The 15,661-nt window shown below is 68.0% G+C and carries 9 protein-coding genes and 5 pseudogenes; 9 read left to right on the top strand and 5 right to left on the bottom strand.

Translation table 11 applies throughout. The features are described 5' to 3' along the window. Positions 1–82: 82 nt before the first annotated feature. Positions 83–870, bottom strand: a pseudogene (locus V8F63_RS11525) (thiazole synthase). Positions 871–1,050: 180 nt separating this feature from the next. After that, positions 1,051–1,248: a sulfur carrier protein ThiS gene (gene thiS / locus V8F63_RS11520; protein WP_003165397.1), complete on the bottom strand. Its 198-nt coding sequence runs from the start codon at positions 1,246–1,248 to the stop codon at positions 1,051–1,053. A gap of 684 nt (positions 1,249–1,932) precedes the next feature. On the opposite strand from thiS, the gene aroQ reads away from it, so the two are divergent. From aroQ to aat, 4 genes and pseudogenes are all read left to right on the top strand, one after another. Then, positions 1,933–2,388, top strand: a complete 456-nt coding sequence (gene aroQ / locus V8F63_RS11515) for a type II 3-dehydroquinate dehydratase (protein ID WP_392353268.1) — start codon at positions 1,933–1,935, stop codon at positions 2,386–2,388. Positions 2,389–2,428: 40 nt separating this feature from the next. Continuing rightward, positions 2,429–2,914 carry an acetyl-CoA carboxylase biotin carboxyl carrier protein gene (accB, locus tag V8F63_RS11510; RefSeq protein WP_313632346.1) on the top strand — a complete coding sequence of 162 codons (486 nt, stop codon included), beginning with the start codon at positions 2,429–2,431 and terminating at the stop codon, positions 2,912–2,914. Between the two features lie 5 nt (positions 2,915–2,919). After that, positions 2,920–4,269: pseudogene (gene accC, locus V8F63_RS11505) on the top strand (acetyl-CoA carboxylase biotin carboxylase subunit). Positions 4,270–4,367: 98 nt separating this feature from the next. Beyond that, positions 4,368–4,972: pseudogene (gene aat, locus V8F63_RS11500) on the top strand (leucyl/phenylalanyl-tRNA--protein transferase). Here the strand turns inward: aat and V8F63_RS11495 are convergent. Beyond that, positions 4,939–5,637 carry a DUF2155 domain-containing protein gene (locus tag V8F63_RS11495; RefSeq protein ID WP_392353266.1) on the bottom strand — a complete coding sequence of 233 codons (699 nt, stop codon included), beginning with the start codon at positions 5,635–5,637 and terminating at the stop codon, positions 4,939–4,941. The pseudogene aat and the gene V8F63_RS11495 sit on opposite strands and share 34 nt — an antisense overlap. After that, positions 5,634–6,026, bottom strand: coding sequence for an NADH:ubiquinone oxidoreductase subunit NDUFA12 (locus V8F63_RS11490; protein ID WP_025976741.1), 393 nt, complete (start codon positions 6,024–6,026; stop codon positions 5,634–5,636). Before V8F63_RS11490 ends, V8F63_RS11495 begins: the two co-directional genes overlap by 4 nt. Positions 6,027–6,245: 219 nt before the next feature. Between V8F63_RS11490 and V8F63_RS11485 the strand changes: the two genes are divergently transcribed. The 3 genes from V8F63_RS11485 (at position 6,246) to V8F63_RS11475 (ending at position 10,410) form a co-directional block, all read left to right on the top strand. Then, positions 6,246–8,867: a TSCPD domain-containing protein gene (locus V8F63_RS11485; protein ID WP_392353264.1), complete on the top strand. Its 2,622-nt coding sequence runs from the start codon at positions 6,246–6,248 to the stop codon at positions 8,865–8,867. A gap of 71 nt (positions 8,868–8,938) precedes the next feature. After that, a complete protein-coding gene (locus V8F63_RS11480; protein ID WP_119411823.1) occupies positions 8,939–9,433 on the top strand; it encodes a pentapeptide repeat-containing protein in 495 nt (164 codons plus the stop codon). A gap of 65 nt (positions 9,434–9,498) precedes the next feature. After that, the gene (locus tag V8F63_RS11475; protein ID WP_134580494.1) at positions 9,499–10,410 is read left to right on the top strand and encodes a pentapeptide repeat-containing protein; all 912 of its coding nucleotides are present in this window, start codon (positions 9,499–9,501) and stop codon (positions 10,408–10,410) included. 56 nt (positions 10,411–10,466) lie between these two features. Here V8F63_RS11475 and aspS read toward each other — a convergent pair. After that, positions 10,467–12,298, bottom strand: a pseudogene (gene aspS, locus V8F63_RS11470) (aspartate--tRNA ligase). A gap of 196 nt (positions 12,299–12,494) precedes the next feature. Between aspS and V8F63_RS11465 the strand changes: the two are divergent. Continuing rightward, positions 12,495–13,154 carry a DnaA/Hda family protein gene (locus V8F63_RS11465; protein WP_392353262.1) on the top strand — a complete coding sequence of 220 codons (660 nt, stop codon included), beginning with the start codon at positions 12,495–12,497 and terminating at the stop codon, positions 13,152–13,154. Between the two features lie 224 nt (positions 13,155–13,378). After that, positions 13,379–15,609: pseudogene (locus V8F63_RS11460) on the top strand (RNA degradosome polyphosphate kinase). The last annotated feature ends 52 nt before the right edge of the window (positions 15,610–15,661 follow it).

The raw sequence follows: 15,661 nt of genomic DNA, 5'->3' as shown, positions 1-15,661 counted from the left end.
GCTCAGCAACGGCTGAGCCAAGCAGCCCCTCCGCCAGTCGCCTATCGGCGCCGCGCCACCTCCCCACGTCGTGGGGAGGAGATCAGATCAGCCCCGCCAGCGGCGAGGACGGATCGGCGTAGAACCGCTTCTTCATCCGCCCGGCCAGATAGGATCGCGCCCGGCGATAACCGCGTGCTTCATGGCGCTGGCCATCAGGATCGGATCGCGCGCCTCGGCGATGGCGGTGTTCATCAGCACGCCGTCGCAGCCCAGTTCCATGGCGATGGCCGCGTCCGAGGCCGTGCCGACGCCCGCGTCGACCAACACCGGCACCTTCGATTGCTCGACGATCAGGCGAATGTTGATGGGGTTCTGCACCCCCAGCCCCGAGCCGATCGGCGCGCCCAGCGGCATGATGGCCACGGCGCCCGCGTCCTCCAGCTTGCGCGCATAGACCGGGTCGTCGGTGCAATAGACCATGACTTCAAACCCCTCGGCGGTTAGCAGCTTCAGCGACCGCAGGGTCTCTTCCATGTCGGGGAACAGGGTCTTGGGGTCCGACAGGACCTCCAGCTTGACCAGGGTCCAGCCGCCCGCCTCGCGCGCCAGACGCAGGGTCCGCACGGCGTCCTCGCCGGTGAAGCAGCCCGCCGTATTGGGCAGATAGGTGTATTTCTTGGGGTCAATGAAGTCCGTCAGCACCGGCTGGTTCGGATCGGTCAGGTTCACCCGGCGCACGGCCACGGTGACCATCTCGGCGCCCGACGCCTCGGCCGCCGCCGCGTTCTGGGCGTAGTCGCGATACTTGCCGGTGCCCACGATCAGGCGCGAGTTGAAGGTGCGGCCGGCGACGGTCCAGCTGTCGGTGCGGGGAGCGGTGTCAGTCATGCCTAGGGAAGTAGCGCCGCCCGCCGCCGGGGGAAGCGCCGTTGCGGGATTTGATGAGCTGTCCCCCTCCCGCTCCTCCCGGCGGACGCCGGGATCCAGTAAGAGCCTCACGCGCAACCTTTGAAGGGCGAACCTGTCGCCAAGGACTGGATCCCGGCGTCCGCCGGGAGGAGTGTAGGGTCAGCCCCCGCCCACGAACTGCACCAGTTCGATCTTGTCGCCCTCTGCCAGCGCCGTCTCGCCATGCAGCGAGCGCGGCACGATCTCCAGATTGCGCTCGACCGCCACCTTCTTGGGGTCCAGCGACAGCTCCTGAACCAGACCCAGAATGGTCGTGGCGGCGGTGTCCCGCGCCTCGCCGTTGACTTCGATACGCAAACTGTTCGCTCCAGAGGATGCAGGGTGGGCGTCAGATATGGGGGTTTAGGCGCGAGACATCAAATGCACGGCCTCAGCCGCTTTCGACCCTTCGCAGACATCAAGAAACATGGTTCTTTAAGTTGATGGCACCTAGGCTGATCACGGCGGCTGCGCTTGGACTAGCACTTTCTGCGTGCTCGGACTTCAGGATAGAGGGCCGCTCACGTGAGTTCTCTGGCGTCTGGCTGTACGAGTTCGAAGGGTCTACATTTGTGGACGGCGCAACCACGGTGCCAACACAACGTCCACCGTACAAAGCGACGGATTGGCTGGACCACCCGGCGGAACAAGAAATCCGCGTAGGAGAACCGGCCGATGAAAGCCTAAACTGCTATCCAGTCCAGCCATTTTTGGTCACCTTCATCGGATACAGGACACGCTACCTGTTCGGGTCGGGTCATCTGGGGCTGTGGCGCTCAGAGATCACTGTACAAAAGCCGATCTCAATTGAATCGCTCGGTCCCGCTTTTTGCTACACTAGCTGAGTCCGCTTTCTCCCCTTGGCGGACTTCCCCAAGGTCCGCTCCCAGTCTCAATCCTCCCCCTACGTCACCCTTTTTCCTCGCCCGCTTTGCGCCGCGCGCCACCTGGGCTACAACGCGCGCTCGATTCCGCGCGGCGGCGCGCCTGTTTTGCGAGCGAATGCCCGAAACCCTCACCCTGTATGTCCTGAACGGGCCGAGCCTGAACCTGCTGGGGGTTCGGGAGCCAGACATCTATGGCCGCGAGACGCTGGCCGACGTTCAGGCCATGTGCGAGGCGGCGGCCGACGGCGCGCGCGTGGTGTTCCGTCAGTCGAATCATGAAGGCCAGCTGGTCGACTGGATCCAGGAAGCCAGGACCGAGGCCGACGCCCTGGTCATTAATCCTGCCGCCTTCACCCATACCTCGGTGGCCCTGCTCGACGCGCTGAAGACGCTGAGCATCCCCGTGGTCGAATGCCACCTGTCGAACCCCGCAGCGCGCGAGGCGTTTCGGCATCACTCCTATGTGTCCCTGGCCGCGACCGGCGTGATCGCCGGCTTTGGCCCCCACAGCTATGAATTGGCCGTCCGGGCCGCTCTGGACCTGGCGCGTCGCGCCGGGGCCAAGGGCTGACCGCCGCGCGCCGTCAGAAGATCAAGTAGAAGAGACCCCCATGTCCGACGACAAGAACAAGCACATCGACGCCGATCTGGTCCGCAGCCTGGCCGACATCCTGAACGACACCGATCTGACCGAGATCGAGGTCGAGCGCGGCGATCTGAAGATCAAGGTGAAGCGCGAAGTCACCGTCGCCGCCGCCCCGATCCAGTACGCCGCAGCGCCTGCCCCGGTCGCCCACGCGGCCCCGGCCGCCGCCCCGGCCTCCATGCCGTCGGACCCGGCCACTATCGTCGCCCGCGCGGGCGAAGAGGTGAAGTCGCCGATGGTCGGCACCGCCTATCTGCAGCCGGCGCCGGGTTCGGATCCCTTCATCAAGGCCGGCGACAAGGTCAAGAAGGGCCAGACCCTGCTGATCGTCGAGGCCATGAAGACCATGAACCCGATCCAGGCGCCGCGCGACGGCGTGGTTGCTGAAATCCTGGTGGGCGACGCCCAGCCGGTCGAGTTCGGCGAAGCCCTGGTCGTGCTGGAAGCCTGAGCCCCATGTTCACCAAGGTCCTGATCGCCAACCGGGGCGAGATCGCGCTGCGCATCCACCGCGCATGCAAGGAGATGGGAATCTCCACCGTCGCCGTTCACTCCGAGGCCGACCGCGGCGCCATGTGGGTGCGTCTGGCCGACGAGAGCGTCTGCATCGGCCCTGCGCCGGCGGCCAAGTCCTATCTGAACATCCCCTCGATCATCGCGGCGGCCGAGATCACCGGCGCCCAGGCGATCCACCCGGGCTACGGCTTCCTGGCCGAGAACGCCCGCTTCGCCGAGATCATCGAAGCCCACGGCATGACCTTCATCGGTCCCAAGCCGGAGCATATCCGCGTCATGGGCGACAAGATCACCGCCAAGCAGGCCGTGAAGGACGCGGGCATTCCCGTCGTCCCCGGCTCTGACGGCGAGGTCGAGACGGTCGAACAGGCCATCGAGGCGTCCAAGGCCATCGGCTTCCCCTGATCGTCAAGGCGGCCGCCGGCGGCGGCGGTCGCGGCATGAAGGTGGCCCAGACGGCCGACGACCTGGTCGAAGCCGTGCAGACGGCCCAGGCTGAGGCCTTGGCCGCCTTCGGCAACGGCGCCGTCTATATGGAGCGCTATCTCCAGAAGCCGCGCCACATCGAGATTCAGGTCATCGCCGACAGCCACGGCAACGTCGTCCACCTGGGCGAACGCGACTGCTCGCTGCAGCGCCGCCACCAGAAGGTGCTGGAAGAGGCCCTCTCCCGCCCTGTCCGCCGAAGGCCGGGTCAAGATCGGCGAGACGGTCAACAAGGCCATCGCCGCCATCGGCTATCTGGGCGCCGGGACCATCGAGTTCCTGTGGGAGGACGGCGAGTTCTTCTTCATCGAGATGAACACCCGCCTGCAGGTCGAACACCCGGTCACGGAAATGATCACGGGCGTCGATCTGGTGCGCGAACAGATCCGCATCGCCGCGGGCCTGCCGCTGTCGTTCAAGCAGGAAGACATCACCTTCGAGGGCCACGCCATCGAGGTGCGGATCAACGCCGAGAACGCCGAGACCTTCACCCCTTCCCCGGGCACGATCACCGAGTTCCACGCCCCAGGCGGCCTGGGCGTGCGTCTGGATAGCGCCATCTACGCCGGCTATTCGATCCCGCCCTATTACGACAGCCTGATCGGCAAGCTGATCGTCCACGGCCGCGACCGCGAAGAGGCGCTGGCCCGTCTGAAGCGCAGCCTTGGCGAGACGGTCATCAGCGGCGTCGACACCACCATCCCCCTGTTCCAGAAGCTGTTGCAGGAGCCGGACATCCTGTCGGGCGACTACGACATCCACTGGCTGGAGAAGTGGGCGGCGGCGCAGAAGGCCAAGGCCTAAGCAGCCCCTTGGACGAACCCGGCTTCAGCGCGAGCGGCGCCTCTGACGTCTTCGGACCGGAGGCGCTGCTCGCCTGCTACGCGCGGGGCGTCTTTCCCATGGCCGAGGCGCACGACGATCCGCGCGTCTTTCTGGTCGAGCCGGACCAGCGCGGCCTGATCCCGCTGGATCGCTTTCACATCCCCTCGCGCCTGCGCCGCACCGTGCGGGGCGAGCCGTTCGAGGTGCGGGTGAACACGGCCTTCGCCGCCGTGCTGGACGCCTGCGCCGCCTCAGCGCCGGGCCGCGAAGACACCTGGATCAACGCCCCGATCCGCCGCCTCTATGTCGAACTGCATCAGCGCGGCTTCGCCCACAGCATCGAATGCTGGCGGGACGAGGCGTTGGTGGGCGGGCTTTACGGCGTGACGCTGGGGGCGCCTTCTTCGGCGAGAGCATGTTCAGCCGGGCGACGGATGCGTCAAAGGTGGCGCTGGTCCATCTGGTCGCGCGCCTGAAAAAGGGCGGCTGGCGGCTGCTGGACACCCAGTTCCTGACCGAGCACCTGGGCCAGTTCGGCGCCGTGGAGACGCCGCAAGAGGCCTATTTGCGGATGCTGCCCTGGGCCACGCAGGCGACGCCCGACATGGAAGCCTTTACGGCGCCCCTCAGCGGGGCCGAGGCCGTGGCTTACGCCTTACAGCCGACCACCCAGGCGTCATAGACCGGGTGCTGCAGGCCGCTGACGCTGGGCGATGAGGCGAACATCCAGCCCTTGAACACCTGACGCGCCTCGGTCGGCGCCGCCAGGCCGCGCGGCTGAACCCCGACCTCCAGATAGGCGATGGCGTCCTCGGTCATTTCGTCAGAAGCCGAGACCTCGCAGGCGCGGGCCTTGAACAGCAGGGTCCTGCCGAACCGTACCGGACGGCCGCCCACCTCGACCTCGAACCGCATGGTCTCGGCCGTGGTCTTGTCCACCGCCTGAATGACGGCGATGCGGCGACGCTGACGCACGCCCGGCGGCGAGGCCGGCTCCGTGGGCGCAGGCGCGACCTCTTCGGCCGGAATTTCGTCCGGCGCCTCTTCCTGAACCGCCACTTCCTCGCCCGGCGTGACGATAACGGGCGTCGCGGGCGTCGCGGCGGGCGCGGTCGGCATCACAATGGCCGGGCTATTGGACGACGCCGGTTGCTGCGCTTGCGTCGCCGGGCCCTGCGGATTCTGCAGCGGCGTGCGGTTGGTGTCGCGCAGCATGTCGCCGACAGGATCAGCCGGCGCGGGCGTCGCGTCCTGCGGCAGGTCCATCAGGACGCTGGCCACGCCGGCGCCCGATATCGCCAGTCCCGCGACGACCACCCCGGCCAGCAGGACATGGCGAAGGCTCATTCCGGGCTCCAGGCCTGATAGTCGCCGGTGGCGGCCGGGCGTTGGCCCAGTGCGGCCAGCGACCCTTGCGGACGACGCGCCATGGGCGTGCCCGTCATGTTCGGCAGGTGATCCTTTTCCCACGCCTGACGCGGCAGCGGGCGCTCAGTCGGCGTCTCGTCATAGGTGTAGCGCAGCCAGCCCTGCCATTCCGGCGGCACCTTGGTCGCCTCGGCATAGCCGTCATAGATGACCCAGCGGCGCTTGCGGCCGTCATAGCTGACGGTGTCGCGGGATTCGTAGTAGCGGTTGCCGAACTCGTCCGTGCCGACCTGCTGGCCGCGTTTGCCAATGGTGAACAGGGTGCCGATCGTGGCGCCGTTCCACCAGGTGAAGATCTTGCTCAGCACGTCGTTGAACTCACTCGAATCCACCGCCCCGGGGAGGTCCGGCGGCGCGGGCCGATCATAGAAACCGCGACGCCCTACGTCCAGCGTCGAGCGCATTGGAAACGCCTCAACATCTTGTGGGCAACACCCACGACAGCCGCAACATCTATTGAACGCCGTCATGATCGCCCGATAGGTTGTCTTCAGGACACGCTCCACCTCCAGCGTGGGAGACGCCTGATGCGCTTCAAGCCCCTGTTTGCTCCCCTGGCCGCCGCCGTCCCCGTCGCGCTGCGCGAGATCGAGCGGCCCGACGTCGTCGACAGGGTGCTGGCGCCCGACGCCTGGACCGATGTGCAGGTCGAGACCTGGCTGGACTGGGCCGACGCGTCCTCCTCTCGCCCCGACCTGCCCCTGAACGGCGCCGTGCACGACTGGGCGGCACGTCTCGCCGCCGCCGGGCAAAACAGCGCGGTCTTCGCCAAAGCCGCCGAGGGCGCCCGATTCGAGGCGGAACTGACGGGCGCGGTCCTGCTGGGTCTGGCCGCCGTCAGCGATGCGGATACACCCGCCGTAACCGCCCTTCGTCTGGACCTGTCCGAGCCCGAGGCCGAGCGCCGTCTGGCGCAGGAGGCCGCCGCCTGGCGCCGCGAGCGGCTTGCCGGTCAAGCCGCCGAGGCGCTGGCTCAAGCGCTGGCCAACGTCGCCGACGCCGTGGCGCGGTGCGAGGGCGACGCCGCCGCCTGCGCCGACCCCGCCTCCAACCCCGCCCTGACCCGCGCCGCCCATGTCGCGCGACAGTGCGGCGCCGCCGATGCGGACATCCTTCGCGCCATCAAGGGCGAGGGTCTTTCAGCGACCGCCGCGCCGCTGGCTGACGCCCCGCCGGCGCCCCTGATCGTGCTGGTCCAGCCAGACACGGCCGCCGCCGGCGGACCTCTGGCGCTCGCCGTGGCCGAGGCGGCCCTGGAAGGCCCCGTCGCCGCCGTCTTCACGCCCGCTGACGCCGACGCTGCCGCCGATACGCCTCTGGCCGCACGCGCGGCGATCAACCTGCCCGCGCTGGCCGCCGCCTTCCCGCAAGCGTTCGACTCGGCGCTGGCCGCCCTGACCGAACTGCTGGTCACCGCGCTGGACCTGAAGCTGGACGCCCAGGAGCGCCGCGCCGCCGCGCGCCCCATCGCCCTTGGTCTGAGCGGTCTGGCCGACTGGGCCGTGTCGCAGGACGCCGCTGAGCCGGCCCTGCCCGCCGCCGCCCTGGCCGCTCAGGTTGCGCGCCTCGCCAACGCCGCCTCGGCCGATCTGGCCGCTCGCCTTGGCCCCTGCGCTGAGTGGGAAGCGGCGAAGGACGAAACCCTCGCCGCCCTGACCGAACGCGGCGAGCCGGTCGATGCCCTGCACGCCCATGGGCGGCGCCATGCGGCCATCAGCCTGTTCGCCGACGACGCCGAACTGGCCTTGCGCCTCGGCCTCTCGCCCTTCACGGCGACGGATGTCTGGCAGACGGCGGACGGCGAGGTCGAACGTCGCCTGCGCCCCGCCCTGGCCGACGCCCTGACCCGCGCAGGCGCCGACGTCGAGGCCGCCGAGCGCCACCTGTTCGGCCGCCGCAGTCTCGCCGAGGCGCCCGGCGTCAACCACGCCCGCCTGCGCGAACTGGGCTTCACCGACCTGGAGCTTGAAGGGATCGAGCGCGCCCTGTCCTCGGTCGAGGATTTCGCCGCCGCCTTCGCTCCGCCTGTGCTGGACGAGGGGTTCATCGGCGACGTGCTGGGCCTGACTTTGGCGCCGGGCGAAGCCCTGCTGCCGCGCCTGGGCTTTGACGAGGCGGCGATCCGGGCTGCGGCGGACTACGTCTTCGGTCGTCCCGACCTGTCCGACTGGGCCGAAGCGCCCGAGGCCCTGCGGCAGTTGCTGTCGCAATCCGGCGAGGCGCTGGAAGCCGGCCTGCGCCGCGCCATTGAGCCGTTCAGCGACGCGCCCGACCTAGCGCCTGTCACGCTGGACTGGCGCGCCGACCGGCTGGACCTAGCCCGCGCCCTGGCCGATGCGGCGCTGGACGGCCGCCGCGCCGTCGCCCTGCGCCGCGCCCCGGCCCCCGCCGATTTCCGCCTGCGCCTGCCCGAGGTCGAGGCTCCACGCCGCGCCGAAGCGGCCCCCGCCCCCGAGGCCGCGCCCCGCACCGTCGAACGCGTGGTCGAAAAGGTGATCGAGCGCGACCGCACCCGCCGGCGCCTGCCCGATCGCCGCAAGGGCTATATCCAGAAGGCCTCGGTGGGCGGCCACAAGGTCTACATCCACACCGGCGAATACGAAGACGGCGAACTGGGCGAGATCTTCATCGACATGCACAAGGAAGGCGCCGCCTTCCGCTCGATGATGAATAACTTCGCCATCGCCATCTCCATAGGCCTGCAATACGGCGTGCCGCTGGACGAGTTCGTCGACGCCTTCGTCTTCACCCGGTTCGAGCCGTCGGGGCGGGTCACGGGCAACGACTCCATCCGCTCGGCGACCTCCATCCTCGACTATGTGTTCCGCGAGTTGGGCGTCTCCTATCTGGACCGGCGCGAACTGGCCCAGGTGACGCCGGAGGCGGCCAATCTGGACGGCGTGGACGGCGTTCCCGCTGAGACGCCTCAGCCCGTGCCCGCCGCCCGCTTCATCTCCAAGGGCTTTGCGCGGGGCGCGGCGCCCGACAACCTGATCGTCGCCCCCTTCGGCCGCAAAGAGCCGTCGCCACGCGCCACGCCGCAGGTTCAGGCCGGCCCCTGCCCTGAGTGCGGCGATCTGATGCTGACGGATCGGAGCGGGACGCCCGCGTGCGGTTCCTGCGGCGCGGCGCCCAAGGTCCAGGGTTGAAACGGGACGCACTGTCCCGAAACGGCGGCCCGCTTCTTGCTGCAACAGGCGCAAAGCCTGGAGCCATTCGCATGATCCGTCCCGCAATCGCCCTTCTCGCCGCCGTCGGCCTGACGCTGACGGCCCTGCCCGCCTCGGCGCAGAACGCCTCGCAGATCGCCCAGGTGCGTCGCGGCGCCTCCTGCCCCGGCTGCAACCTGTTTCAGGGCGACTTTTCCGGCATGGAGCGCACCGGCCTGAACCTGTCCGGCGCCCGCATCCGTCAGGCCGACATCAGCCTGTCGGTGATGAACCGCACCAACTTCAGCCGCTCTGACCTGCGCGATGTCGAAGCCTATGGCGCCGTCCTGTCCAGCTCGAACTTCAACGGCGCCGACCTGACCAACGCCAGCTTCGTCGGGACCTTCCTGGAAGGCGCCTCCTTCACCGGGGCCAAGCTGAACGGGACCAATCTGTCGGGCGCCGAAATGGCGCGCGCGCGCGGCCTGACCCAGTCGCAGCTCAATCAGGCCTGCGGCGACCAGAACACGGTTCTGCCTTCTGGCCTACGCATTCCCGCCTGTTGAGCGTCGCCTTCGTTACCGCGATTTAAGTAGGGTTTTTACCGACTAAGGCGCATTCAATAAGGGTGATGAAACGCTCGATTTCTCCCCTGCGCCGTCTGGCCCTCGCCGCCTCAGCCCTCACGGGACTGATGGCGGCCGCCCCCGCCTTGGCCGGCGCCGTGGAGATGACCTGGGCCCAGGATCGCGACGTGGCCCGCATGGTGTCGCTGGGCGGAAGCTGCACGCGTTGCGAACTGTCGGGCCGCGACCTGTCGGGCGCCACCCTGACCGGCGCCAACTTCGCCCAGGCCACCCTGGTGGGCGCCAATCTGCGCGGCGCCGAACTGGTCGGCTCCAACTTCACAGGGGCGGACTTCAGCCGGGCCGACATGCGCGGCATTGAAATGGTCGGCTCGAACTTCACCAACGCCAAGATGACCGGCGTCCAGTTGATGGGCGCCGAAGCGACGGGCGCCGTGCTGATCCGCGTCGACCTGAGCGGCGCCAACCTGAGCGGGGCCGAGCTTCAGGGCGTGAACATGAACAGCGCCAACCTGACCCGCGCCCGCCTCAACGACGCCGAGATTTTCGGCGCCACCCTGGCCAACGTCAACGCCAGCGGCGCCGACTTCGGAAACGCCGACATCAAGGCCTCGAACCTGACCGGCGGCAACTTCAGCGGGGCCTCCTTCCGGGGCGCCGATCTGGACAGCGCCCGCCTGTCCGGCGGCGACTTCACCCGCGCCGATTTTCGCGGCGCCTCCATGCGCCGCACGGACATTCGCGGTCTGGACCTGACCCGGGCGCGCGGGCTCAGCGCCGATCAGGTGTCCGAAGCCTGCGGCGACGCCGCCACCCGCTTGCCCGGCGACATGACGGCCCGCAACTGCCGCATCGGCGGCGTGCGCGTCATCCGCACGCCAGCGGCCCCTCCGGCTCCGCCATCGCCCCCTATTCCGCCGCGCCAGCGCAACCTGGTGATCGTTTCCGGCAACTGAAGCCGGGATGCAAAAGGGAGGGGTCGCCCTCCCTTTTCCACCGGCGCTCGCCTGGATCAGACCTTGATCGGCAGCTGGGTGCGGATCGACAGCTCCTTCAGCTGACGCTCCTCGACTTCGGCCGGAGCGTTCATCATCAGGTCCTGACCCTGCTGGTTCAGCGGGAAGGCGATGACCTCGCGGATCGCCTGTTCGCCCGCCAGCAGCATGACGATGCGGTCGATGCCCGGCGCTAGGCCGCCGTGCGGCGGCGCGCCGTAGCGGAAGGCGTTCAGCATGCCGCCGAACTGCTCCTCGACCACCGAGGCGTCGTAGCCGGCGATCTCGAAGGCCTTCAGCATGATCTCGGCCTTGTGGTTCCGGATCGCGCCCGAACACAGCTCATAGCCGTTGCAGACGATGTCGTACTGATAGGCGCGGATGGTGAGCGGGTCCTGAGTCTCCAACGCCTCCATGCCGCCCTGCGGCATCGAGAAGGGGTTGTGGCTGAAGTCGACCTTCTTCTCTTCTTCCGACCATTCGAACATCGGGAAGTCGACGATCCAGCAGAATTTGAACTGATCCTCGTCGACCAGCTTCAGCTCGGTGCCGACGCGGGTGCGCGCCAGGCCGGCGAACTTGGCGAAGACGGCCGGGTCGCCGGCGGTGAAGAAGGCGGCGTCGCCCTGGCCCAGGCCCAGCGAGGTCATCAGGGCCTGCGTCGGCTCCTGACCCAGGTTCTTGGCGATCGGGCCGCCCCACGACTGCTGATCGTCCGACCAGAAGATGTAGCCCAGGCCCGGCTGGCCCTCGCCCTGCGCCCAGGAGTTCATGCGGTCGCAGAAGGCGCGCGAACCGCCCGTGGGCGCCGGGATGGCCCAGACGGCGTTCTTTTCGTCCGCGCCCAGGATCTTGGCGAACAGGCCGAAACCGCCATCGCGGAAATGGTCCGACACGTCCTTCATCTTGATCGGGTTGCGCAGGTCCGGCTTGTCGCTGCCGTACCACTTCATCGACTGGGCGAACGTCAGGCGCTCGAAGCCCTTGTGCTCCATCGTCTGACCGAAGTCGTTGGTGAAGGTCTTCACGTCGTCGATCGGCGAGACCGGCTTGCCCTCGCCGAACTCGGTGAACAGGCCGTGCATCAGCGGCTCGATCGCCTGGAAGACGTCTTCCTGGGTGACGAAGCTCATTTCCACGTCGAGCTGGTAGAATTCCAGAGAGCGGTCAGCGCGCAGATCCTCGTCGCGGAAGCAGGGCGCGATCTGGAAATAGCGGTCGAAGCCCGACACCATCAGCAGTTGCTTGAACTGCTGCGGGGCCTGCGGCAGGGCGTAGAACTTGCCCGGGTGCATCCGGCTCGGCACCAGGAAGTCGCGCGCGCCTTCCGGCGACGAGGCCGTCAGGATCGGCGTCTGATACTCAAGGAAGCCCTGCGCCACCATGCGGGTGCGGATCGACTGGATGACGCGCGAACGCAGGACGATGTTCTTGTGCAGACGCTCGCGACGCAGGTCCAGGAAACGGTTGCTCAGGCGATCTCTTCCGGGTACTCCTGCTCTCCGAAGACCGGCATCGGCAGTTCGGCCGCTTCCGACAGGACTTCCAGCGACAGGACGCGCACCTCGACCTCGCCGGTCGGCAGGTTGGCGTTGACGGTCGAACCTTCGCGCAGGACCACTTCGCCGTCGATCTTGATGACGCTCTCGGCGCGCAGGCGCTCGACCACGTCAAAGCCCGGCGTTTCGGGGTGCAGGACCAGCTGGGTCAGGCCGTAGTGGTCGCGCAGGTCGATGAACAGCAGGCCGCCATGGTCGCGCTTGCGGTGGATCCAGCCCGACAGACGAACATTCGCGCCGGCATCCGTCGAACGGAGGGCGCCGCAGGTGTGGGTGCGATAGGCGTGCATGATCGGATTTCGTCTGAAAACGGCTGTCGAACAGCGTGAATTAGGAGCGGGGAAAGGCCCATCATCGCCCCCGAAAGTCAAGGCTGACGCCTCAAACGCCCCTGATACGCCATCCACAGCGGCGCGCAGGTTGTCCCCGTGATCCCGCCCTATCAACAGAGACGCCCGCATCCCCGCCCGGCTAGGGTTCATCGTCATGAACGCCCCAGCCGCCGAGATCCGTCAACTGCGCCTGCCGCTGCAGCAGGAGACGCCCCAGCGCGCCTCCGACCTGGCGATCTCGGAAGCCAACGCTGGGGGCGTGGCGACCCTGGCCGTCTGGCCCGAAGCGCCCGGCGCCATGCTGGCCCTGTTCGGGCCGGCGGGCTGCGGCAAGAGCCACCTGGCCGCCGCCTGGGTCGAGCGCACCGGCGCCATCGCCCTGCACGGCGCCGAGGCGGCCCTGGTCGACCCGCTGGAGCTGGAAGGCCGCCCCGTCCTGCTGGACGACGCCCAAGACGCCGATGACGAGAGCCTGTTCCACCTGATCAACCTGACACAGTCGGGCGGCGGCGCCCTGCTGCTGGTGTCGCGCGATCCGCCAGGCGCCTGGCCGACGGACCTGCCCGACCTGCGCTCGCGCCTGAACGCCATCCGCACCGTGGGGATCGAGGCGCCCGACGACGTCGTCTTCGCCGCCATGCTGCGCCGCGCCTTCGCCAGCCGAAACATCACCCCGGCCGATGAACTGATCGAGTATCTCGTCCGCCGCATCGACCGCTCGGCCGACGCCGCCGAGGCCGTGGTCGACCGCCTGGACGCCCTGCACCGTCCCGTGACGCGCGTTTTGGCTCGCCAGGTGCTGGACGGGGAATAAGCGCCCCTCCACCACCCCTCATCCCGGCGGACGCCGGGATCCAGTAAGAGCCTCGGACGCCCCACTAAAAAACCTGCTCACCAATACACGCGTGAGTTTGTAGCCAAAGCACTGGGTCCCGGCGTCCGCCGGGATGAGCGGAATTGCAGGTAGCGTTCCAAAGTCCCGCGCGCCGCGACACAATCGCGGTTGCAGCCGTCACAGGCGCGCGCGACAACGGAATCATGACCGATATCGCGCCCATCGCCGTCGACACCACCGGTGAGGAAGTCCCCTCCTCGCGCGCGCCGCAACTCAAGCTGTCCGAGGCGCTGATGGCCTCGCCCGAGCGGTTCATCAACCGCGAGCTGTCGTGGCTGGCCTTCAACGGCCGGGTGCTGGAAGAGGCCGCGAACGAGGGCCACCCCTGCTGGAGCGCGTGCGCTTCCTGTCCATCTCGGCCAACAACCTGGACGAGTTTTTCATGACGCGCGTCGCCGGTCTGAAGGGCCAGGTCCGTGAGCGCATCCGCGTCGTCTCGCCCGACGGCCTGACGCCGGCCGAGCAGTTAGAGCAGGTCAATGCGGCGGCGGGCGGCCTGATGGCCGAACAGCAGCGCCAGTGGCGCGTCCTGCGCAAGGAGATGGCCGCCGCCGGGATCGAGATCGTCGAGCGCGCCCGCATCACCAAGACCGAGCGCGAGCGGCTGGAGCCGGAGTTCCTGAACCAGCTCTTCGCCGTCTTGACGCCGATGGCGATCGACCCGGCGCACCCCTTCCCCTTCCTGCCGAACCTGGGCTTCTCCCTGGCGCTGAAGCTGCGCCGCAACAGCGACAACCGCGTGCTCTACGCCCTGGTGCCGGTGCCGACGCAAGTGCGGCGCTTCTGGGCGCTGGCGACGGACGGGCGGTCGACGCCGGGGCGGACGCGCTATGTCTCGCTGGAAAACCTGCTGCTGCTGTTCATCGACCACATGTTCCCGGGCTGCGAGATCCTGGAAAAGGGCCTGTTCCGCCTGATCCGCGATTCCGACATCGAAATCGAGGAAGAAGCCGAAGACCTGGTCATGGAGTTCGAGGAGGCGCTGAAGCAGCGCCGCATGGGCTCGGTCGTCCGCATCAAGATTCAGGCGGACATGCCCGACGACCTGCGCGACTTCATCATCGCCCAGTTGCACGCCCAGCCGCAGGACGTGGTGCTGGTCGACGGCATGCTGGGCCTGGCCCAGTTGTCCGAACTGATCCCCGGCGGCCACCCCGACCTGAAGTTCAAGGGCTATGAGCCCCGCTACCCCGAGCGGGTGCGCGACAACGGCGGCGACATCTTCGCGGCCGTGCGCGAAAAGGACATGCTGATCCACCACCCGTTCGAGAGCTTCGACGTGGTGGTCCAGTTCCTGCGTCAGGCGGCGCGCGACCCGCACGTCATCGCCATCAAGCAGACCCTGTATCGCACCTCCAAGGACAGCCCCATCGTCGCCGCCCTGATCGAGGCGGCCGAGAACGGCAAGAACGTCACCGCCCTGGTGGAGCTGAAGGCCCGCTTCGACGAAGAAGCCAACCTGCGCTGGGCGCGCCAGATGGAGCGGGCGGGCGTCCACGTCGTCTTCGGCTTCGTCGAGTACAAGACCCACGCCAAGATGAGCGTCGTCGTGAGGCGGGAGGGCGAATCCTTGCGCACCTACTGCCACTTCGGCACCGGCAACTATCACCCGGTCACGGCCAAGATTTACACCGACCTCAGCCTGTTCACCTGCGATCCCGCGCTGGGCCGGGACGCCACGCGGGTGTTCAACTACATCACCGGCTATGCCGCGCCGGACGAGTTGGAGGCTCTGGTCGTCTCCCCGCTGAACATGAAGACCAGCCTGATCGAGATGATCGGCAAGGAGATGTCGGCCGCCGCCAAGGGCAAGCCCGCCGCCATCTGGGCCAAGATGAACGCCCTGGTCGATCCCGAGATCATCGACGCCCTTTATCGCGCCAGCCAATGGGGCGTGCGCATCGAGCTGGTCATCCGCGGCATCTGTTGCCTGCGCCCCGGGGTGCCGGGCCTGTCGGAGAACATCCGGGTCAAGTCGATCGTCGGCCGCTTCCTGGAGCACAGCCGCATCGTCGCCTTCGCCAACGGCCACGACCTGCCCAGCAACCGGGCGCGGGTCTACATCTCCTCGGCCGATTGGATGCCGCGCAACCTGGAACGCCGCGTCGAGGTGATGACGCCGATCCTGAACGCCACCGTTCACGACCAGGTGCTCGACCAGATCATGGTCGCCAATCTGAAAGACGACGCCCAGAGCTGGGTGCTGGAGCCTGACGGCTCCTATCGGCGGGTGATCCCCAGCGGGTCCGAACGGCCCTTCTCGGCGCACAAATACTTCATGACCAACCCCAGCCTGTCGGGGCGCGGCCGCAAGGTGAAGACCCTGCCCGGCGCCCTGTCCTATCCGGGCCTCAAGCCGCGGAAGCGCCGCTGATGAGTCCCGAGCGCGAATACGATCAAAGCAAATCGCCGTCATCGACATCGGC

Origin of the sequence: Brevundimonas sp. LF-1, from assembly GCF_037055305.1 — a bacterium.
In the GTDB taxonomy this organism is placed as follows: domain Bacteria; phylum Pseudomonadota; class Alphaproteobacteria; order Caulobacterales; family Caulobacteraceae; genus Brevundimonas; species Brevundimonas sanguinis.
The sequence above is the reverse complement of the archived record's forward strand: the minus strand, read 5'-3'. Positions and strand labels throughout refer to the sequence as shown.